Source organism: Anabaena sp. CA = ATCC 33047 (assembly GCF_963870205.1).
Classification (GTDB): domain Bacteria; phylum Cyanobacteriota; class Cyanobacteriia; order Cyanobacteriales; family Nostocaceae; genus Trichormus.
In genome coordinates, this window is record NZ_CAWMSA010000044.1 from 254,262 (window position 1) to 275,126 (window position 20,865).

At 41.7% G+C, this 20,865-nt stretch carries 18 protein-coding genes and 1 pseudogene; 8 read left to right on the forward strand and 11 right to left on the reverse strand.

From position 1 onward, the window contains the following. A pseudogene (locus tag AACS98_RS13020) lies at positions 1-218 on the forward strand (FecR family protein); the annotation flags it as partial. Positions 219-229: 11 nt separating this feature from the next. Here AACS98_RS13020 and AACS98_RS13025 read toward each other — a convergent pair. Next, the gene (locus AACS98_RS13025; RefSeq protein WP_066380421.1) at positions 230-2,008 is read right to left on the reverse strand and encodes a phage tail tape measure protein; all 1,779 of its coding nucleotides are present in this window, start codon (positions 2,006-2,008) and stop codon (positions 230-232) included. An 850-nt stretch (positions 2,009-2,858) separates the two neighbouring features. Between AACS98_RS13025 and AACS98_RS13030 the strand changes: the two genes are divergently transcribed. Together AACS98_RS13030 and AACS98_RS13035 are read left to right on the forward strand one after the other, a co-directional pair. Then, positions 2,859-4,094: a succinate--CoA ligase subunit beta gene (locus AACS98_RS13030; RefSeq protein ID WP_066380422.1), complete on the forward strand. Its 1,236-nt coding sequence runs from the start codon at positions 2,859-2,861 to the stop codon at positions 4,092-4,094. A gap of 193 nt (positions 4,095-4,287) precedes the next feature. Beyond that, a complete protein-coding gene (locus AACS98_RS13035; protein WP_066380424.1) occupies positions 4,288-5,175 on the forward strand; it encodes a succinate--CoA ligase subunit alpha in 888 nt (295 codons plus the stop codon). A gap of 256 nt (positions 5,176-5,431) precedes the next feature. Here the strand turns inward: AACS98_RS13035 and AACS98_RS13040 are convergent, their stop codons facing one another. The 4 genes from AACS98_RS13040 to AACS98_RS13055 all read right to left on the reverse strand — a co-directional run bounded on the left by AACS98_RS13040 (position 5,432) and on the right by AACS98_RS13055 (position 10,358). After that, a complete protein-coding gene (locus AACS98_RS13040) occupies positions 5,432-6,322 on the reverse strand; it encodes an aspartoacylase (protein ID WP_066380426.1) in 891 nt (296 codons plus the stop codon). 195 nt (positions 6,323-6,517) lie between these two features. Further along, positions 6,518-7,363 carry an Rpn family recombination-promoting nuclease/putative transposase gene (locus AACS98_RS13045; RefSeq protein WP_066380428.1) on the reverse strand — a complete coding sequence of 282 codons (846 nt, stop codon included), beginning with the start codon at positions 7,361-7,363 and terminating at the stop codon, positions 6,518-6,520. Positions 7,364-7,485: 122 nt separating this feature from the next. Next, on the reverse strand, positions 7,486-9,552 hold the full coding sequence (locus AACS98_RS13050) for a S9 family peptidase (protein ID WP_066380429.1): 2,067 nt from the start codon (positions 9,550-9,552) through the stop codon (positions 7,486-7,488). Positions 9,553-9,599: 47 nt separating this feature from the next. Next, complete coding sequence (locus AACS98_RS13055) at positions 9,600-10,358, reverse strand: hypothetical protein (protein WP_066380436.1); 759 nt, start codon at positions 10,356-10,358, stop codon at positions 9,600-9,602. Between the two features lie 294 nt (positions 10,359-10,652). Here AACS98_RS13055 and hemE point away from each other — a divergent pair, with 294 nt between their 5' ends. Together hemE and AACS98_RS13065 are read left to right on the forward strand one after the other, a co-directional pair. After that, positions 10,653-11,705 (forward strand): uroporphyrinogen decarboxylase, encoded by a 1,053-nt coding sequence (gene hemE / locus AACS98_RS13060; protein ID WP_066380438.1) that lies wholly within the window; start codon positions 10,653-10,655, stop codon positions 11,703-11,705. A 147-nt stretch (positions 11,706-11,852) separates the two neighbouring features. Beyond that, a complete protein-coding gene (locus AACS98_RS13065; protein ID WP_066380440.1) occupies positions 11,853-12,812 on the forward strand; it encodes an NAD-dependent epimerase/dehydratase family protein in 960 nt (319 codons plus the stop codon). A gap of 159 nt (positions 12,813-12,971) precedes the next feature. Here the strand turns inward: AACS98_RS13065 and AACS98_RS13070 are convergent, their stop codons facing one another. The 3 genes from AACS98_RS13070 to AACS98_RS13080 all read right to left on the reverse strand — a co-directional run bounded on the left by AACS98_RS13070 (position 12,972) and on the right by AACS98_RS13080 (position 15,208). Next, positions 12,972-13,814 carry a sulfite exporter TauE/SafE family protein gene (locus AACS98_RS13070; protein WP_066380442.1) on the reverse strand — a complete coding sequence of 281 codons (843 nt, stop codon included), beginning with the start codon at positions 13,812-13,814 and terminating at the stop codon, positions 12,972-12,974. Positions 13,815-13,944: 130 nt separating this feature from the next. Then, the gene (locus AACS98_RS13075; RefSeq protein WP_066380444.1) at positions 13,945-14,478 is read right to left on the reverse strand and encodes a rhodanese-like domain-containing protein; all 534 of its coding nucleotides are present in this window, start codon (positions 14,476-14,478) and stop codon (positions 13,945-13,947) included. A gap of 40 nt (positions 14,479-14,518) precedes the next feature. Then, positions 14,519-15,208, reverse strand: a complete 690-nt coding sequence (locus AACS98_RS13080) for an MBL fold metallo-hydrolase (RefSeq protein WP_066380446.1) — start codon at positions 15,206-15,208, stop codon at positions 14,519-14,521. A gap of 121 nt (positions 15,209-15,329) precedes the next feature. On the opposite strand from AACS98_RS13080, the gene AACS98_RS13085 reads away from it, so the two are divergent. Both AACS98_RS13085 and AACS98_RS13090 read left to right on the forward strand, forming a co-directional pair. After that, complete coding sequence (locus AACS98_RS13085) at positions 15,330-15,689, forward strand: ArsR/SmtB family transcription factor (protein WP_066380448.1); 360 nt, start codon at positions 15,330-15,332, stop codon at positions 15,687-15,689. Between the two features lie 288 nt (positions 15,690-15,977). Next, the gene (locus tag AACS98_RS13090) at positions 15,978-17,564 is read left to right on the forward strand and encodes a B12-binding domain-containing radical SAM protein (protein ID WP_066380450.1); all 1,587 of its coding nucleotides are present in this window, start codon (positions 15,978-15,980) and stop codon (positions 17,562-17,564) included. 162 nt (positions 17,565-17,726) lie between these two features. Here the strand turns inward: AACS98_RS13090 and AACS98_RS13095 are convergent, their stop codons facing one another. The 3 genes from AACS98_RS13095 to AACS98_RS13105 all read right to left on the reverse strand — a co-directional run bounded on the left by AACS98_RS13095 (position 17,727) and on the right by AACS98_RS13105 (position 20,524). Next, the gene (locus tag AACS98_RS13095; protein ID WP_066380452.1) at positions 17,727-18,584 is read right to left on the reverse strand and encodes a 2-isopropylmalate synthase; all 858 of its coding nucleotides are present in this window, start codon (positions 18,582-18,584) and stop codon (positions 17,727-17,729) included. A 91-nt stretch (positions 18,585-18,675) separates the two neighbouring features. After that, the gene (msrB, locus tag AACS98_RS13100) at positions 18,676-19,170 is read right to left on the reverse strand and encodes a peptide-methionine (R)-S-oxide reductase MsrB (RefSeq protein WP_066380454.1); all 495 of its coding nucleotides are present in this window, start codon (positions 19,168-19,170) and stop codon (positions 18,676-18,678) included. A gap of 211 nt (positions 19,171-19,381) precedes the next feature. Then, positions 19,382-20,524 (reverse strand): FUSC family protein, encoded by a 1,143-nt coding sequence (locus AACS98_RS13105; protein WP_066380461.1) that lies wholly within the window; start codon positions 20,522-20,524, stop codon positions 19,382-19,384. A gap of 129 nt (positions 20,525-20,653) precedes the next feature. On the opposite strand from AACS98_RS13105, the gene AACS98_RS13110 reads away from it, so the two are divergent. After that, positions 20,654-20,773, forward strand: a complete 120-nt coding sequence (locus tag AACS98_RS13110; RefSeq protein ID WP_445206785.1) for a class II glutamine amidotransferase — start codon at positions 20,654-20,656, stop codon at positions 20,771-20,773. The last annotated feature ends 92 nt before the right edge of the window (positions 20,774-20,865 follow it).

Consider the following 20,865-nt stretch of genomic DNA (forward strand, 5'->3'; position numbering starts at 1 on the left):
ACCCCAACCCAGTGACAGACTCAACAGGTATTCCCATGAATGGCAACCCCGGAAACGACAAACCTGTGGGTAATGCTGGAGAAAATCCCGGAAATAGTCAGACTAACCCCAACCCCAACCCCAACCCAGTGACAGACTCAACAGGTATTCCCATCAATGGTAACCCCGGAAATGATAAACCTGTGGGTAATGCTGGAGAAAATCCGGGGAATAAGTGAGTGCTGGTTTCTTACCTCGGTTCAGGTGTTCGCGTATAAATAGGTTGTCCTTGAGGATTGTAAATAAACAAAGGCAGATTTGCATTGTCACTAATCACCGTTAAAGCTTCCTGAAGGATTTGCCAGTGATTATTCAGATCAATTTGAGCATTGGTATTCTCAGAGCTATTATCAGACATACCACTTTGCAGGATTTGGTCATACTCAGGGGTGATTCTGACAATAATGCCTTTATCGTCTACAGTAAAGTTACAAATTTTAATGGTACTAGAACAAGTTTTATTTAAATCGGCGCGGGTTTGTTGCCAAGCATTATTGAGTTGTAGTTTTTCTTGTGCTTGCTTGAGGGCTGCTGTGTATGGTGCTATGAGAGTTTGAGCTTGATTGTAGTACAAGCTATCGCGAGAAATTTGTTGAGCAGACTGTAAAGCTTGCTGCCAATAAATAACTGCGGCTTGCCATTGTTGTTGTTGCTCGTAAGCTTTGGCTTGTTTGGCTATATTGGTGAGTTGTTGATAGCTTTTGGCTGCTAGTTGTTCTACGGTGACGCGATCGCGCGCTCTTGCTAGTTTCGGTTTATACTCTATTAACAGTTGTTGTGCTTCTGCGTGTGCCGGACTATTTTGCGGAATTATATTTAAAGCATTGATGACTACTTGCCAAGTTGATTGCACTTTCTGCCAATCTTGTAAGGTTTTAGCCGTGGTTTCGCGTTTTGCCGCTACACTAGCTACAGCTTTGGCATCTGCCAACTTTTTCAGCCATTTTTCTTGTGTGACGATTTGCTGATTGATTGTTTGCAAATTGACGCGATACTTACGTAAATTTGACTGTGCCAAGTTATAGAGTTCACTATTGCGCTTGACAGATTCCAAAGGTGCGATCGCCTGCCGCCATAGGCGTTGTCTAGCTTGTAATTCCTGTTGACTATTGGTGGGTGTTTGCATTTTTTGCTCTGCCACCGTGGCTGTTTGCAAAGCTGTTAACACCTGGTTAATTTCTTCAGCCTGACCTGATAGACTTACTTTCAGTTCTTCTGCTTGTTGATAGCGGGAAGACCAACGGGGAATAGTTGTTAAGCTGTTGTTGGTTGCTTCCAGTTGCTGTTGTATAGAGGCTAATTCAGTGGCTGACTTAGCACGACGCATTAATTGTCTAGACTCAGTTTGAAATTGTGCGGCGGTTGCGATGGCTGGACACTCAGACATGACGCAAGGACGAGTCAGTAAGTAAGCACCACCACCACCTAACCCAATTACGCCCAACAAAACCGTACCCAGCAGTATAGGATTAATTTGACGCTTGGGTGGATTCACCAATAAATCTGGTGCATCCGCTAAAGGATCGAATGGTTCTTCTTGCGCCTCATCTTCAGTCTCATCTGTTGACAAAGAATCAGTCAACGAAAATGCAGAGGATGAAAAAGGTGTGGCTTCTTCAACGTCTTCGTCTTCATCTACCTCGGTGAGTGGGTTTTGTGGCTGTCCATGCCCCTTAATCATCAGGTAACGTTGAGCATAGGGCAATTTTTCGCCCATAATTCTCATAAAACATTGTATTCGCTGTTCTTTATAAGTCGTTAGCGACTGAAGAACTTCTTCAATCACAGCGAAAATCTGCTCTACGTCAGCATTGATACTGAGTGGATGTTGAGTTAAAATCATCAACTCATCTTTGTTGACAGCACACTTAATCTGGAAAACCTCACCAGATGGCACTTCTGCCAGAAATTGTTCTTGCAAAGTTCTGGCTAACAGATGTAAATCTTCCTGCTGGACTGCTACTTTCATAGAGCCTTCCTGCTGGCCTGCTATATTATGTTTTTTATCGGTGGGCGAATGAAATGGCATTTGTTCGTTTATTGAATGCAGATGCACAGTTTAACCAACCATAATCACAAAATCTGATAGACCATTTTTTAACACAAATTCTGAAATTTCACCAAAAATCAAATCAACGGGTAAAATCATCAGTCTCATGTTAGTACCAGGGGCATCTAGGTGAATAGTCTACATTTTCTGATGTTTCCCACACTAAACATTATGAGTAATTTTCAGTTTTTTACACAATAGATCATAATAATTTTTATAATTTTACCTTTGGTAGAATTCAACCTCAAACATGGGAATAATAGATGTTTAAGTCATGACTGAGAAGATAGCATTGATGTATGAACCACTAGGAAAAGGTCAAAACTCATCGTGCTGGTTGCTCAACAGTAGGAAACTCAACAGAATTACCTGTTTGGGGAAATTGCCAATCGCCTGGGTAAAGCCAGCATTTCGGCAGGTGATGCGCGGGTAAACAACATCAAAAAATCCCTGACTCTCAGCCGGGAATTACCGCCAAGGGTTGCTTCCTCCTGAGTTGTGAATTTTGAGAGTTGAGAGTTTGAGTTAATAACTGGTTTAATTATACAGTAGTGAATTCACTGGATTTACAAGTATTCAATTATAATTTAATACTCAGGATTGCCTGCTAGCAATTAATGTGCGACATTGACTGAATTCGATAAAATTGTTACGTGCAGAAGAATTTTTTATAGCTAACTAAAGCTTGATTATCTAATTAGGGTGCGCTAAAAACAAAAAAACAGCACCAGATTAATTCTCTGTAAGCGTAGATATTAGGTGCATAGCAATGGATTTATTGGAGTATCAAGTTAAAGAATGGTTTAGGGAAATAGGCATTCCTGTATTGCCTTCTCAACGTATTGACCATCCTACAGATTTGAAACGGCTGAAAATTCACTATCCCATTGTACTAAAATCGCAAGTACACGCGGGAGACAGAGAAAAAGCAGGGGGAGTGAGGATTGTTGAAACTACAATTGATGCGATCGCATCTGCCCAAACTATCTTTAACTTGGCAATTTGGGGCGAACTACCAGAAGTCATCTTAGCAGAGTCCAAGTATGAAGCCACCCAAGAATTTTATTTAGCTGTAGTTTTAGATACAGCAGTTTGCCGACCAATACTTTTAGGTTGCCAAGAACCGGACGTAGATTGGGAATCAGCCGGCGAGAAAATGCAGCACGTAGTTGTAGAACAGGAATTTTCGCCGTTTTATGCGCGCAGACTGGCGTTAAAGATGGGTTTGCAAGGCGCACTCATGAAGTCAGTAAGCGGCGTTTTAGAAAAAATGTATCAGCTTTTTATACAAAAAGATTTAGACTTAGTAGAAATCAATCCTCTAGCTGTCAACGCGGCTGGGGAAGTGATGACATTAAATGGTAAAGTCAGGGTGAATGAACGAGCTATTGGGCGACACCCAAAAATTGCGGAAATGGCCGCCAAAATAGCCACTCAACATCATGGCAGAAGTCAGATCAATAACCGATTTGGTGACTGGGATAGTTTAGAAATGCACGGTAAAATCGGCATTTTGGGCAATGGTAAAGGTTCGATGATGGCAACGGCTGATTTAGTGGCTGACGCAGGTGGTAAACCGGGTATTTGTTTGAATCTCAGACACGCTTCGATTATAGATACATCACCGACAACATTTTGCGATCGCTTAGTTCGAGGTTTAAACCTGTTGGCGGCTGACAACAGCATTCAAGTCATACTGATTAATCTTCTCGGTAGCATTCCGCAGCCAGAAGCCACCGCCACCGCCATAGGAGAATTTTTACTCCGCGACACAGGCGAACTACCTTCAGTAGTTGGGCGTTCCCATGCTAGTAGAAACTCTAGGGAGCATTCATTACCCCATTTAGTCATCCGTCTAGCTGGTTCCGAGTTAAACCCGGCTAAAGAAGTTTTAACATCTTTAAAAACGCCAAAAAATCAACTCATAATTGTGGAAAATTTAGACGAGGCGGTTGCAGCAGCAGTCAAACTCGTGAAATCACCGATTTACAAAAAAGTTTCTTAGTGTTATGGAAAGGAGGCAGGGGAAGCAGGGGAGGCAGCCGCGTGGGCGGGTTTCCCGACTTGAGCGGACTGCCGTGAGCAGGGAGCAAGGGAGAGGGGACTTTCCCCTTTTCCCCCTGCAAAGAGCCACAATTCTTCTTTCCCAGTCCCCAATCCCCAATCCCCAATCCCCAATCCCCAATTCCCGATAGTTTATGAAGTTAACGCCAGATAGTAAAGTTATCATCCAGGGCTTTTGTGAATTTATCTCAGCAAGTCATATTGCTCAAATGCGGGCTTATGGTACAAATTTGGTGGCTGGTGTCGATCCTGGATGTGGTGGGCAGGAAATTTATGATCTGCCAGTATTTGATTTGGTAGAAGAGGTAGTAGAGAAGTTTGGGGAAATAGACACCACGATTATTTGCGTACACCCTTATCAAGTTCTCGATGCTGCCTTAGAAGCGATCGCTGCTCATATCCGCCAGATTATCATCATTTCTGGGGGGGTGCCGCCCTTGGATATGGTGCAATTACTCCGCAAAGCCGAAGCCGGGGAAACTCTAGTCATCGGGCCTAACAGTCCGGGAATTATTGTCCCAGGGAAAATTCTGTTAGGCACACAACCAAGTGAATTTTATACACCCGGTTCAGTAGGAATTGTCAGCCGTAGTAGTACCCTCACCTATGAAGTGGCTTGGGAATTGACAAAAGCGGGTTTAGGGCAATCAATTAGTGTCAGTATTGGTAGTGATGCCATTGTCGGTTCTTCGTTTTTGCAATGGCTACAAATTTTAGATGAGGATGATAGTACCGAAGCGATTGTTTTAGTCGGGCAACCAGGCGGTGGCAGTGAAGAAGCCGCAGCTAGATACATTGCTGAAGCCATTGATAAACCAGTTGTGGCTTATATCGCCGGCAGACAAGCACCACCGGGAAAAACTTGGCGACAAACAGGGACTTTAGTCACCGTTGTTGGTCGTCCACCCAATTTCGGCACGGCACAAAGTAAAATAGCCGCTTTTGCAGCCGCAGAAGTCCCCGTTGCGGAACGCCCTTCATTAATTCCTGAATTACTCAAGAAGGCGATGAATTGGAGTTAGGGATTGGGGACTGGGGATTGGGGACTGGGGATTGGGGACTGGGGATTGGGGACTGGGGACAAATCAATTCAAAATTCAAAATTCGTCTTGAAAAGTTTCCTACGCCGGGAAACCCGCCTACAGAACTTTTCGCAAAATTCTTGCATTAAAGAATTCTGGGGAAAAATCTCCCTTGCTCCCCTGCTCCCCTGCTCCTCCGCTCCTCCGCTCCCTCTGCTCCTCCGCTCCCTCTGCTTCCCTGCTCTACCTGACTCGACTAGGAAATGCTATCAATTGTTAGTTGTTGTTTTTCTGTGAAATACATCGCAATACCCTTTTCATAGTAGGCAGCTTCGTTAATAAAAATGGGGTAAACTGTAGATGTACCTTGATAAGAGATCGCCTGTCCGTCGAAGGTTAAAAACATCGGTTCACCAGGATTTAACGGTTGATAATCTCGAAACTGAAGCTGCGGGTGAATCATCGCTTGTAATTCTCCGGTTTCATTTCTGGGATAATCTATAGTTTCCAAATATTTATAAAAAGTTAATGTATTATTGGTTTGTGGTGTGATGCCTTGGTTAAATTTATCTAAATAATTTAAAATACTAAAAATCAATGCTTCGGTTTTTTGAAACCACTCGGCATTTAATACACCCTGAGCTATAGGCCCCACTTCAATCACAATACCAAATTCACAGAGCGATCGCAGAAAATTACTACCTTTTTCAGCTTGTGTATAACACACCCTAACTAAAGGATTAATTTCACATAAATAAGCTGCCAATTGCAATAAAAAGGGATGTTGATTACCGATAATCATACTTAATCCCATGTTGGCAGTTGTACTATGTAAATCAATAATTACATCTACCTGGCTTGGGCTTGAATTTAGCAGTGTTTGATATATAGTTTTTGCCCTATTATCTTCATAACTATTGAGTGTGGTATCTTGCAAATTTTCAACTAAGAAGCAACGATTTAAGTCTTTTTCTATGTAGCGTTTACCTGCGGCGAAAGCTTGAGGATTGCCCAATAATGTCAGAATTTCAAAGTTATATTTTTGAATGAGATGGGGAAATTTTTCTAATTTTTTAACTAGGTATGCGCCTGTAAATTCATTCCCATGAGTACCACCAACAATCACAACCCGATTAATTTTTTTCATAGTCAATAACTTTCAGGTAAAGAACTGGGGAATGGGAAGAAGCAGGGGAGCAGGGGAGGCAGCCGCGTGGGAGGCAGGGGAGAAAAATTTTTAACCAGTCCCCAGTCCCCATTTTGAATTTTGAATTTTGTAGGCGTAAGCCTTCCCGTAGGGTATTTTGAATTTTGAATTTGTTTGCGCCATGCGCTTTTTCTGTTAACATCCCGAATTGTTTGACAGCCAAGCTTGTAAATCATCTAAACTCGTGAAATCTAACAGTGCTTCAGCAAGATTTTCTAATTGTTCGAGGGAGAGATTTTCTACCTGTTGACGCACTGGTGGGGGTAATTCTCCTAGTCTACGAGTTAATTGACGCAAAATGAGCGATCGCGCTTCCACTTCCCGCCCTTCTTCCTTAATTTCCCTGTAAACTCGTGTTTCTTTCAGTGTAATTCCTAACATCTGTTCTACCTCAACTCTACTTAATTGTTCAAACTTGTACATTATGATTGTGGTCACTAAGTCAATTATGGCGTGACTTGCGGTTTCAGGTTGTTCAACTGCGGCACGTTCGAGCAAATATCTGGCTTCTTGGGCTGCTTGTGCTTCTTCTACAGTCGTCAACACCATCAATGCTACCCACAAGGATAATTGACGAATATCCCCCAATTCATTCAAATACACCCGATGCACTTGATTACTATTGAACCATCCCCGATACGGATAAATGTCACTTTGTTCTACACTCCGTGACGGATAAATAATCACTGCTTGCCAATCACTAAATCGGTCACGGTTGCGGTAAAAATATAATGATGATTCTGCGAATAACCTTTCGTACAGTCGTTCATCTTTTTGGAATTGCACCTCACAGAAATATACCACCCCTGGACTTTCGTTTTCTGGTGGAAGAAATACCCCATCAATTTCAAATTTTGCTTCTTTGACGGCTACAGAATCAAATCGATAAGCTTCTGCATTTGTTGGTCTATTTGTCAATAGTTCAAATAGCAGACTAGGAGATTGTTGAAATAGTTGATAAAATATTGAATCTCTACGCATAAAGCATTTTATTAATTCTTAATTTGGCATGAGGCATCAAAGTAAAAAGTAAAAATGTAAAATCTTGTCTTATTTTTATTTTTACTTTTACCTTTTACCTTTTGCCTTTTACCTTGCTTACCTTACACCAAACCCCAACGTTCGAGGATAAAAGCATACTCAAAAGCTAATTCTTTTAAGCTTTCGTAACGTCCAGATGCGCCACTATGTCCAGCATCCATGTTTGTTTTGAGTAAGAGAAGGTTATTGTCGGTTTTAAGTGCGCGTAATTTGGCTGTCCATTTGGCAGGTTCCCAATATTTCACACGGGAATCATTTAAGCCAGCCGTAATCAGCATATCGGGATAATTTTGTGCTTTGACGTTATCATAGGGTGAGTATGATTTCATGTAGTCATAGTAGACGGGATCATTAGGATTTCCCCATTCTTCCCATTCCATTGCTGACAGGGGGAGAGAGGTATCTAATATTGTAGATACGACATCAACAAACGGCACATTAGCAACGACGACTTGAAACAAATCAGGGCGCATATTAATTACTGCTCCCATCAATAAACCGCCAGCACTACCACCAGTAATGGCAAGGCGATCGCTTGCTGTCCAACCTTCATTAATTAAATATTCCGCACAGGCGATAAAATCAGTAAAGGTGTGCTTTTTGTGTAAGAATTTGCCATTTTCATACCACTTGCGCCCCATTTCTTCGCCACCACGAATATGAGCGATCGCAAACACTACACCCCTGTCTAATAATGCTAGTCTATTAGATGAAAAAGATGCTGGGTAAGAAACACCATAAGAACCGTATCCTGTGAGAATCAGGGGATTTCTCCCATCTTTTTGTATTCCCTGTTTGTAAACAATTGATATGGGAACTTGAATACCATCTTCGGCTGTAGCCATTAACCACTCACTTTGATATTGAGTTTGATCATAGCCACCCAGCACTTCTGTTTGCTTTTTCAATTCCCGTTCTTTTGTCTGCATATCGTAATCAAACACCGATGGCGGTGTGATTAACGAAGTGTAATTAAAGCGCAGAATATTAGTATGAAATTCTGGGTTATTACCTTCTGAAAATTCATAAGTTGGTTCAGGAAAGATAATTTTACTTTCCTCACCTGTAGATAATTTTTTTACCCTGGCAGTTTGTAGCCCATCTTGGCGTTCATAAATTACCAAATAATTAGCAAACAAACTAATTCCTGATAACAAAACATCTTCTCGGTGAGGAATTACTGTTTCCCAGTTTTCTTTTGATGGGGCAGCTATAGGAGTCTTGACTAATTTAAAATTAGTAGCTGCTTCATTAGTAATGATGTAGAAGTAATCACTATGATGGTCTACATCGTATTCTATACCGGGCGTGCGTGGGTAAATTATCTGAAAATTACCACAAGGATGATTGGCATCTAAATAGTGAACTTCTGTGGTGATACTGCTCCGCAAAGTCATCAAAATATATGCTTGTGAGCGAGTATTATCAACATATAAAGCATAACCATCATCCGGTTCGTGATAAATTAACACATCTTCAGATGTGGGAGTGCCTAAAGTATGCCTGAATAACTGGTAAGGACGATTAGCAGCATCAATCGTGGTATAAAAACCTGTTTGATTATCGTTAGCCCAACAAAAAGAAAAATAAGTATCCTCTATTCTTTCTGGGTATAACTGCCGGGTATTCAAGTCCAAAAAGTAAAGTGTATATCGCTCAGAACCAGTAGTATCAAATGAATAAGCTAAGATTTGATGATTCGGGCTAATTTCAAAGATACCTAAATCAAAGAAATCATGTCCGGCGGCTAATTCATTTTCATCTAGTAGCACTTCTTCAGGCGCATCTAAACTACCTTTTTTACGGCAATAAATCCGATAAGCTTTTCCCGCTTCAGTACGCGAATAATAATAGTAATTATCTTTACGGTACGGCACTGATAAATCAGTTTCTTTAATGCGAGACAGCATTTCATCATAGAGTTGAGTTTGCAGCGATTCTGTATGCTGCATCATCTCCTTGGTGTAGGCGTTTTCTGCTTCTAGATATGCTATGACTTCGGGATTATCAATGTCGCGCATCCAAAAGTAGTTGTCTATGCGGCGATCGCCATGTAACTCTAAAACTTGGGGGTGTTTTTGTGCAACAGGTGGATAAATATTTGTTTGTAAAACTTGTTCTTTAGTCATTATGTTTGTCACCTTGATCCCATATCAAACAACTAGCCAGCACAAATTTAGGCGCGGCTAGCAATGCCAGCTTGACGCTGTGAGCGTTTTTTCAACCGACACAAGCCAATTGCTGGTACAACTCCGAGAATCATAGCCGTAATTCCTTGTTGACTCCAATACACTAGAGAAGTACGATGTAATTCCGGTATGAAACTTTGTCCCACAGACAGCACCCAAACCGCCATACTAATACACAAAAAAGCAACAGAGGGTAAAAAATTCCACCACCAAGCTTTGACTGTGTAACGTCGCAAAACTAACCATTGACACAACCCAAACCAAATTCCTGACAGAATATATAGAATTGTTGACAACAATCCCAAAGTCAACGCAACTTCAGAAGCTAAACTTTGCTCAAGTGAATTGGCCAGAGTGGAAATATAATTAATCCAAGCAGTAGAGACACTGTGAGCAAGCAGCCAGCCCAGGCTTGTAGCTAGCAGCCATCGCCAAAAAGGAAAGTAACGCCGCACAACTAGAGCTTGATCAGCAGCGAAAAGTACCGCAAAAACAATATTAGCAATCAATCTGATCCAAAAATTCCAAATTTGTGGCTGTGCGGCTAATGTCGCTGGAAGACTTTGCCAAATCACTCTTTCAATCGCAATGCTGGCGATACCACCGGCAACCCAACCGATAACAGTCATCAATGTGAACTGAAAACAGAACATCCGACGTTGAGAACGGGGAATTAATAACTTTCCTGAGTAATATTTACTATCAGCAGATGCAAAACTAGAGGATTTATCAGAGTTGGCTTGCATATTAAGTTAAGTTAAGAAATAAGTTAAGAAATTTGAGCATCAGTTTAGGGTGAGAAGCTAGAGACAAGAAGTGAGGAATGTGTGACTGCTGCTCACAAATTCCCTGGCTAATCTCTGTTTAATGCGGGTTTTCCAGCTAATTAGAGTCAATCAAAGCATGAATATTAAACCTCAAATTTATTTGGTTTCTGCCGCCCTCTGTCCTTTGTCTTGTGGCTGTCTATTGATAAAGCGTAATCCCAGAATGATAAGCTAAACATTGACATAAAAAAGTGACTTAGGATGAAGTGTTAAATGGGTGTTGCGACAACGGCTCCTCTTTTATTGCGGGCTGCTCGTGGTGAAATTGTAGATCGTCCCCCTGTATGGATGATGCGACAAGCGGGACGATATATGAAAGCTTATCGGGATTTAAGGGAGAAATACCCTTCATTTCGCGATCGCTCCGAAATTCCAGAAGTAGCGATTGAAGTCTCCCTACAACCTTGGAAAGCTTTCCAACCCGATGGAGTAATTTTATTTTCCGATATTGTCACCCCTTTACCCGGTTTGGGGATTGAAATGGACATTGCGGAAGGTAAAGGCCCGATCATTCATGCGCCCATTCGCACTCAAGCACAAGTTGACGCGCTGCATACCTTAGAACCAGAAACAGCTCTACCGTTTATCAAAACTATCTTGCAGGCGTTGCGTCAAGAAGTAAGCAACAAATCAACGGTATTGGGCTTTGTGGGCGCGCCTTGGACTTTAGCCGCCTATGCGGTAGAAGGGAAAGGTTCAAAAACCTACTCTGTCATCAAAAATATGGCGTTCTCAGAACCCAAGGTTTTGCATCATCTCCTAGAAAAATTAGCAGATGCGATCGCCATTTATGCCCGTTATCAAATCGATTCCGGGGCGCAGGTAGTACAGATGTTCGATTCTTGGGCAGGACAACTCAGCCCCCAAGATTATGACACCTTTGCTCTACCCTACCAACAACGGGTATTCCAGCAAATCAAAGCCACTCACCCAGACACACCATTGATTTTGTTAGTCACTGGTAGCGCAGGTGTATTAGAACGCATGGCGAAATCCGGTGCTGATGTCGTCACCGTAGACTGGACATTAGACATGGCAGAAGCCAGAGCCAGATTAGGTAAACACGTTAAAGTTCAAGGTAATCTTGACCCAGGCGTATTATACGGCTCAAAAGAATTCATCCGCGATCGCGTCATTGATACCGTTCGCAAAGCTGGTAACTGGGGTCACATTCTTAACCTCGGTCATGGTGTACTACCAGATACCCCAGAAGAAAACGTAGCTTTCTTCTTTGAAACCGCCAAGCAACTCAATGTGCTTGTGTAGTTATTAGTCAATAGTCATTAGTCATTAGTCAATAGCAAACCAGTTAATCAAGTTGTGACCAGAATGTTGACTGGGAACTATTGGCTTTAGACTAGAGACTATTGACTTTTATGTGAGACGGTAAATATTTTTGCCTTGTGCTTGTTTATGACTCAAAAACGTATTTTAGTCACCGGTGCTAGTGGCTGTATCGGTCACTATATCAGTGAAAGCTTAATTAAAGAAACAGATTACGAATTATATTTATTGGTGAGAAACCCCAGTAAACTGCAAGTTGATACTCAGGTGCGCCCTGGTCTTCATGTTTTGCAGGGTGATATGCAAAATATCAGCCAATTAGCTGAATTATTACCAACAATTGATATTGCAGTTCTCACCGCTACAGCTTGGGGTGGTGAACAAACTTTTGATATTAATGTAGTTAAAACATTAGAATTACTCAACTTGTTAGATGCTGACCGTTGTCAACAAGTTATATATTTTTCTACAGCCAGTGTTTTAGACCACCAAAATCAACCACTCAAAGAAGCAGGAGAAATTGGTACAGATTATATCAGGTCAAAATATGAATGTTTACAAAAAATTTCAGGACTAGCGATCGCACCCAAAATTACCACTGTATTTCCCACCTTAGTATTAGGTGGTGATGGCAACAAACCCTATTCACACCTGACATCAGGCATACCCGAAGTCACCAAATATATTAATATAATTCGCTTCTTAAAAGCCGACGGCAGTTTTCACTTTATCCACGGTAAAGACATCGCCAGCGTCGTTAAACATTTAATTATCCATCCTCCCCAACCCAACGCACCCCGCAAATTAGTATTAGGACAAAAACGCTTAACCGCCAACCAAGCCATAGAACAAGTTTGTGCTTATCTCGGCAAAAAGATTTACTTCCGCATCCCCTTATCCATATCCCTAGCCAACGTAATTATTGCCGTCTTTAAAATTCAAATGGCAGCTTGGGATAGATTCTGCATGAACTATCGACATTTTACTTATGACACAGTAGTTAACCCTGAAAGTTTTGAACTACCAAATTACTGTGCAACCATGAGTGATGTCTTAAAAATTAGCGGCGTTAAAAGCCCACAAATATGATTTGATCAAGCAGAGGCGAGACAGTGCATTGGGCTGCTCCACCGACTTAAAGCAACGGGCGTGCAAACACGCAGAGAAAAAGCGGAAAAACTCTCTTAAACTCTTCTTCTCTGTGCCTCTGCGTCTCTGCGTGAGCCTTTCACCCCATATTCCACAACACTACACTCTCGACTGTAAACTCACCTTAGCAGAAGCAGCATTTTTCGGTGTATACCATTGCCAAAAAGTATCACGATTTTGAAACAAAACCAACGCCGCCACCGCCAGCACAAAATAACCAAAACTCTTTTGTAACCTCGCCGCCGGAATAAATCCAGACAAATACCCACCAACTATAGTCCCGACACTAGCAGCTAAGATAAACGACAACATCAAACCCCAGTCGAGGGTGACGTGTCCCCAGTAGCCAATCAATCCAGCGATCGCATTCATGGTAATAATTAATAATGATGTGCCAATCGCTGCTTTCATCGGCACTTTACCGAGTAACACCAAGGCGGGTACAATCGCAAACCCCCCACCCACACCCACTAAACCCGTCAACGTACCGACAACTATACCCTCACTCATCAACCACAACCAACAATATTTACAAACAGGTTTCGGATATGGTATAATATCATCTGTTTTTTTAGGGCGTGCGCTACGCTGAATCATCAATAGACTAGCGACTAGCATTAACAGCGCAAACAGCAGCATTTGTATAGCATCGGTAATGAATGGTAAAGTGGCTAACTTCGCTCCCAGGAATGCACCTACCATCGTTGCTGAACCGAAAATATAAGCAGTTTTTAACCAGACATTTCCGGCGCGCCAGTGGGGGATTAATCCCAGAATGCTGACTGTACCAATGATGACTAGAGTCATGGCGATCGCATTTTTTGGTGCTACCCCCATGACATACACCAACACAGGTAAAGCTAGCACCGAACCACCGCCACCTAGTAAACCTAAGCTAATACCGATACCAACGGCGAGTAGATGACCGATAATCCAAATCATAATACCAATTCAAAATTCAAAATACCCTACGGGAAGGCTTACGCCTACAAAATTCAAAATGAAGAAATACAGATGACCTCTGGCTTTTCAAGCCAAGCATCTATTTCTTGCTTTTGGAAAATTGGTATAGTTACCCCATGCGTCGGTTATAAGGTAGTTTCGCCAATAACATTCCCATTGCACAGGTATTTGTCACCCCTGCAAACACTAAGCCACCACCAACAAAGCCACTCAAAATTAAAAACCAAGGTGAAACAAACGCACCTAACAAAGTCCCTGTTAACACTAATGAACCTGCAACAATTTGTACTTGTCGCATCATGCTAATTGGCGCACGAGGATTGATTTTAGTGGGGAAACCTGCGGCTTTCCAGGTTGGTAGTCCACCACGCAAATGATACACGTTGTTAAGACCAGCCGCTATCAGTTTATTAGCAGCTTGTCCAGAACGATTACCGGAACGACAATATAAAACTATGGGTTCTCCCTGTGAGGTGATTTGCTGCGGTTGCAAACTGGAGAGAGGAAATAACTTTGCACCGGGGATATGTTCTTCTGCATATTCTGAAGGTTCACGCACATCAATCAGTGAGATGTTGTTATAGTCTAACCACTGTTTAAGTGTGGTTGCGTCAATTTCTGGGAGTTTTGTAGTTTGTGCCATGTTCTTTATTTTGAATTTTGAATGAGAGAATTTTGAATTTTTAGCTTGCTTGACCACAGCGTTGATTAGCTGGTACTGCTTCAACTATTTTTTTCGGATTGGGTAGATTTAAATTCCCCATGAATGCGATAAAATCAGAGCGATCGCGTCCAACAAAACGTGGATTATATTTTTTCTCCTCGCCTATCGTTGAAACAGTCTGTCCCCGATAATCATGTCCTGGGTAAACCAGTGTGCTATCAGGTAGGGTGAATAAATTTTGGGTGATACAGTCATACAGCACACCTGCATTACCGCTTTGAAAGTCTGTACGTCCACAACCGCGAATCAGTAGGGAATCTCCCGTTAACAAATGGGTTTGATTCACCAAATAAGTCAGATGACTGTCAGTGTGTCCTAAAGTGGCGATCGCTTTAATTTCCACTGAGCCAATTTGCAACACTTCACCATGTTGCATTTTGCGGTCAGCACAAACAGCATCAGCCCCAAAAGGTACAATAGTCTGACATCCTGTTAACTCGCGCAATTTCCCCGAACCTGTGATATGGTCGGCGTGAATGTGGGTTTCTAAACAGTAACCCAATCTCAAACCCAATTCCTTAATTAACTGGCGATCGCGTTCCACTTGTTCCAACACCGGATCAACTAAAACCGCTATCTGACTAGCTTCATCTGCAATTAAATAGGTGTAAGTGCTGGTTTCTGGGTCAAAAAGCTGGCGAAACAACATAGTTTTGACTCCTGGGTAGTCTTCAGTCTAGTTTTGTCTACTCTACTACTATATAGTAATACAATATAACCATGTTACAATACAAAATGTCAACAAAAAAATTATTCAATTTGATTGCACTATGCTGGAACCATCTCCATTGACGCTTTCACCCATTGCAGAGTATTTCAAAGTTTTATCAGAAGTCAGCCGTTTACAAGTCTTGTGTGCGCTGAAAACAGGTGCAAAGAACGTTACAGAAATCATGGAAATTACCCAGCTAAAACAAGCTAATGTTTCCAAGCACCTGCAAATTTTGGCGCAGAAAGGAATTATCAAGCGTCAACCCCAAGGTGTGAGCGTATATTATGAAATAGCCGATCCGATTATTTTTGATTTATGTGATTTAGTGTGTCAGAGTTTAACGGTAAGATTAGAAGAACAGTCACAAACACTCAAACAACTAGAAAATAGTGCATTAGCTTTGAGTGAACGCCGTTAACATAGCCTTCAAAAGATAAAAAACATCAGATGAGCCTTGTAGGGTGCGTCAGACAGTTTAAATGCTGTCAATAAACATATTGTTGACATCTGACGCACCCTACTAATATGCCAGTTGCCTAAGTCCTGTAATAATAGGAAACCCCACCACTTTCCTCTCGTCTCTAACACCTAGCCCCTATTTTGAATGACAAAGTTGCGGTAAACTAAAGCCAATTTAGTGAAAAGTCAGTAAGTAATTATTTTCGTTAAATTGGAATCACTATCACAGCGTGAGGATTGATACGAGATGCGTGTTCTACTGGTGTATCCAATATTTCCCAAAACTTTTTGGTCATACGAGAAAATTTTGGCTTTAGTTGATCGCAAAGTGCTGTTACCACCATTGGGTTTAGTGACAGTAGCAGCGATTTTACCCCAAGAATGGGAATTTAAGCTGGTGGATCGCAACATTCGTCCAGCCACAGAAGAAGAATGGGCTTGGGCGGATATCGTGATTTTCTCCGCGATGATAGTCCAAAAACAAGACTTACTAGAGCAAATCCAAGAAGCTAAACGTCGTGGTAAATTAGTAGCTGTCGGTGGCCCTTATCCCACATCTACACCCCATGAAGTCCAAAACGTGGGCGCAGATTTCCTAATTTTAGATGAAGGGGAAATCACCCTACCGATGTTTGTGGAAGCGGTGCAACGGGGCGAAACCTCTGGTACATTCCGCACCGCAGAAAAACCAGATGTCACAACTACACCCATCCCCCGGTTTGACTTATTAGAATTTGATGCGTATGACATGATGTCGGTGCAGTTTTCCCGTGGTTGTCCCTTCCAGTGTGAATTCTGCGACATCATTGTATTGTATGGACGCAAACCCCGCACCAAAACCCCAGCCCAACTATTAGCCGAGTTAGATTACCTATATGAATTAGGTTGGCGACGGGGTGTATTCATGGTTGACGACAACTTTATCGGTAACAAGCGCAACGTGAAGCTGTTGCTGAAAGAGTTAAAAGTCTGGATGGCAGAACATCAGTATCCATTTAAGTTTGATACCGAGGCTTCCGTAGATTTAGCCCAAGACCAAGAACTGCTAGATTTAATGGTAGAGTCTGGTTTCTCCGCCGTATTCTTAGGAATTGAAACACCAGACGAGGATAGCTTGGAACTAACGAAGAAATTCCAAAATACTCGTAGTTCCTTAACTGACGCAGTGCAAACCATCATTAAAGCTGGGTTGCGCCCGATGGCTGGGTTTATTATTGGGTTTGATGGAGAAAAAGCCGGTGCAGGCGATCGCATCGTCAGATTTGCCGAACAAGCTGGAATTCCCTCCACCACCTTCGCCATGTTGCAAGCCTTACCCAACACAGCATTATGGCATCGACTGAAGAAAGAAGGAAGACTACGGGAAAATCAAGACGGTAACATCAACCAAACCACCTTGATGAATTTTATCCCCACCCGTTCCTTAGAAGATATCGCCAGAGAGTACATCGAAGCTTTCTGTACTTTATATGATCCTGTGAAATATTTAGATCGCACCTATCGGTGTTTCCTGATGTTAGGTGCGCCCCGTTACAAAACACCCTTTAAAATGCCAGAGTTAATAGTAATTAAAGCCTTACTGACAGTAATTTGGCGACAAGGAATCAAACGGGAAACACGCTGGAAATTCTGGCATCACTTATTTAGCATTATCAAGCATAACCCTGGAGTAGCCGAACATTATCTAGCAGTTTGCGCCCATAACGAGCATTTTCTAGAATACCGCCAAATCGTCCGCGACCAAATCGAAAAACAACTCGCAGAATACTTAGCCCAAGGTGCAGAGAAACCCTATGTACCAGTAGAGAAAACAGCCGAACCCATAGCTAGTTAAGTTTGTCAGGTGCGTCAGACGGCTTAAACGCTGTCAATCAACAGATTTTTGCTATCTGACGCACCCTACTGATATACCTAAACCCCTACCTACTCCCCACTCCCTTGATTGATAACAAAACATAGCAGATTACAACCGAATATAATCCAGATTCATCTGCGTCTATCTGCGTTTATCTGCGTTCAATTTTTTCCTATCCTCATCCCTAACCCCAGTGATTTCTGCGACTAATTCCGATGCTTGTCTCATCAAAGAAATATCAATATTAACTTGAAAATTTTCCCGTTGAATTGCCATCACCACCTTTTCTAAATCTGCATTTCCTTTCCTTGCACCCAAACCATTAATTGCACACTCAACTTGTCTCACACCACAATTTAAAGCCATCAGCGAATTTTCTACCGCCATCCCCAAATCATCATGACAGTGAACGGAAACAATAGCTTGCTCAATATTAGGGACTCGCTGAAAAATCATCTCTAAAAGTTGTGAAAATTCTGCTGGTGAGGATAAACCTAAAGTATCGGGTATACTAATAGTAGTCGCGCCGCTTTTGATTGCTGTTTCAATAGCTTTGCATAAAAAATCTGCATCACTTCTGGGAGCATCAAAAGCACTCCATTCCACATCATCAGTATAATTGCGTGACAAGGAAATACTATTTTTAATTATTTCTAAAGTTTCTGATTCTCGCAATTGAGAAGAATGCTTTAAATTGACAGGTGTATAAGTATGAATTCTGTTTTTTTTAGCTGGTTTTAGTGCTTCTGCCAGAGTGATGATTTCATTGGTATTTGCATTAGCTAAACCACAAATAGTAGACTTTTTAATGATTTTAGCAATATGAAATACTTCATCAAAATCCTTCGGTAGTTTCGCCGGATAACCTACTTCTATAATATCTACTCCCATTTGTTCGAGTAATTGGGAGATAGCAATTTTTTGTGTTAAATTCATCTGCACACCAGGCGTAAGTTCTCCATCACGCATGGTAGTATCAAAGATTATGACTTTATTCATTTAATATTTAATTAATTTTTTAGGGTATTTTAGCTAATACTCATTTTATGTAAAATAGGGGTTTAGCATTGCTAAACCCTTACACTAGATATTAGGCGGGGTTAAATTCCAACGCTACACCGTTCATACAATAACGTTGTCCTGTGGGTGCGGGGCCGTCTTCAAAAACGTGACCCAAATGCCCACCACAACGGCTACAATGTACCTCAGTTCTGGTCATAAAGAAAGACCTATCTACGGTAGTAGCAATTGCGCCTTCAATGGGGGCGAAAAAGCTAGGCCAGCCAGTACCACTGTTAAATTTGGTATCAGATGTAAATAGAGGCTGTCCACAACCAGCACAGACATAAGTACCCTCAGCATAGTTCTTGTCGAGTGAGCTGGTAAAAGCGCGTTCAGTACCGTGTTGACGCAAGACTTTAAATTGTTCTGGTGTTAAAATGCTGCGCCATTCTGCGTCAGTTTTGGTAATTTCAAAATTAGTATTAGAAGTTGCCATGATGTTTGACCTTTGTAAAATGTAAGGTGATAACAAAGCTGTGCTAACTAATGCAGCACCAGATTGTAAAAACTCACGTTTGTGCATATATCTATTATTTTGTATTTTTACCTAACTAAGCAAGAAATTTATGGCGTAATTTCACTACCATGAAGATTAATCCGCTTGGCGGTGGGAAATTATTGACGGAGGAAGCGGAGGAAGCCGAGGAAGCAGGGGAAGCAAAGGAGAAAAACTAATGACTAATGACTAATGACTAATGACTAATGACTAATGACTAATGACTAATAACTAATGACTAATCACTTAATAAAGCTGCCATTCTTTGTAATTTTCTGCCTACTTCTTCCATTGTATAAAAGAAGGTAAAAAACCGCAGCAACTCATCCATTTTATCATCGGTTTGTTTAGTTGCTTGTAGTTGATTTAATTCTCTGGTTGCATGAGCCAGTGCAATTTCTATTTCTGGTAAAGATATCTGCGAGTGTGTAGATTTAACAGCTATTGCTAAGGTGAGCATAGCATTTTGAGTTTCTTGTGCGAGTTCGCTAATTTGGGGTGATAGCATTTGCCAGAAGGTATCTTGATGTCGAGCTAATACGGTATGTTCCATAGCTAAAATGTGTTCCCAAATGCGGCGCATGAGAAATTCCCAAGCTTGATTGATTCGTGTTTCTGGTGGTTCGCTGGTTTGCCCGTGTCTGACTTCTTGCCAGAGTTCCTTGCCTGTGCGGAGGGAAGTGATAATATTAGCTTTTAACTCATTAGCAGCAGGGCGATCATAGATGCCTGTAAACGCACAGTGGACAACTAAGCTGTACAATTGTTGCAAATTTATCAGTGTTTGAGATAAGCAACGCCGGAGTTCTTTACCTGCACGGGCGGGAAAAATTAAATTATTTACCAGTACGGCGACACTAATACCCAAAAGTGTGTCTAGAAATCTGTGCCAAGCATATAACCAAGGTGAGTGATTGTAGCTCAAAATCACAATTGCGGAAACGTATCCTGCTAACTTGGCTGCTTCATGATATTTCCAATGGGAAGCTAGAAAGATTGTGATAAATACACATATTCCCAGTGACCAGAAATTACTGCCTAATATAACAGTAAATGCTGCACCTGCGATCGCACCAATCACTGTCCCGATTAATCGCTGAATGCCTAGCTTGAGAGTGCTACCGTGGGTAGATGACATGACGATAATCGCCGCTATCACTGCGTAAAACGGGTAATGGGATTGCAAACTCTGGGAAATTACTAAGGAGATGGCTGAGGCTATAGCCATTTTCAGAGCCATTTTGCCTTGCAAAATCAATGATAACCCTTGGGGAGTACCTGCCCAAGTTGTAACTTTCGAGAACAGTCTGTCAAAATGCGATCGCCAGCGACTGTTTACAGAACTCACCACCGTTGGAGGGTTATCTGTATGTTTTACCATGCCTGTTAGAAGAATAATATCTGATTTGTCTGAAATTTAGCGCAAATTGGGGATTGGAGATGAGGAAATGGTAAGAATTGGCCATGGAAATTTTCTAGCAGAAGGCAGGAGGCTCTTGAAACAGAAGTTATTCCATGCGATCGCGTTGCCGTAATTGCCACTACTCCCCTGACAGATAACGCAATTTGGACACCAATTCAACCGGGAGAATTGCTAGTATTTCAGGATGGGTTGCCTAAAAAATATTGATCACAACTATTTGGTTAAGACGCAAAAAATGTTATTCTCTATGTGGCTGGTTGCAGGATTTTCTATACTGGTGAAGTAATTCACAAGCGAAC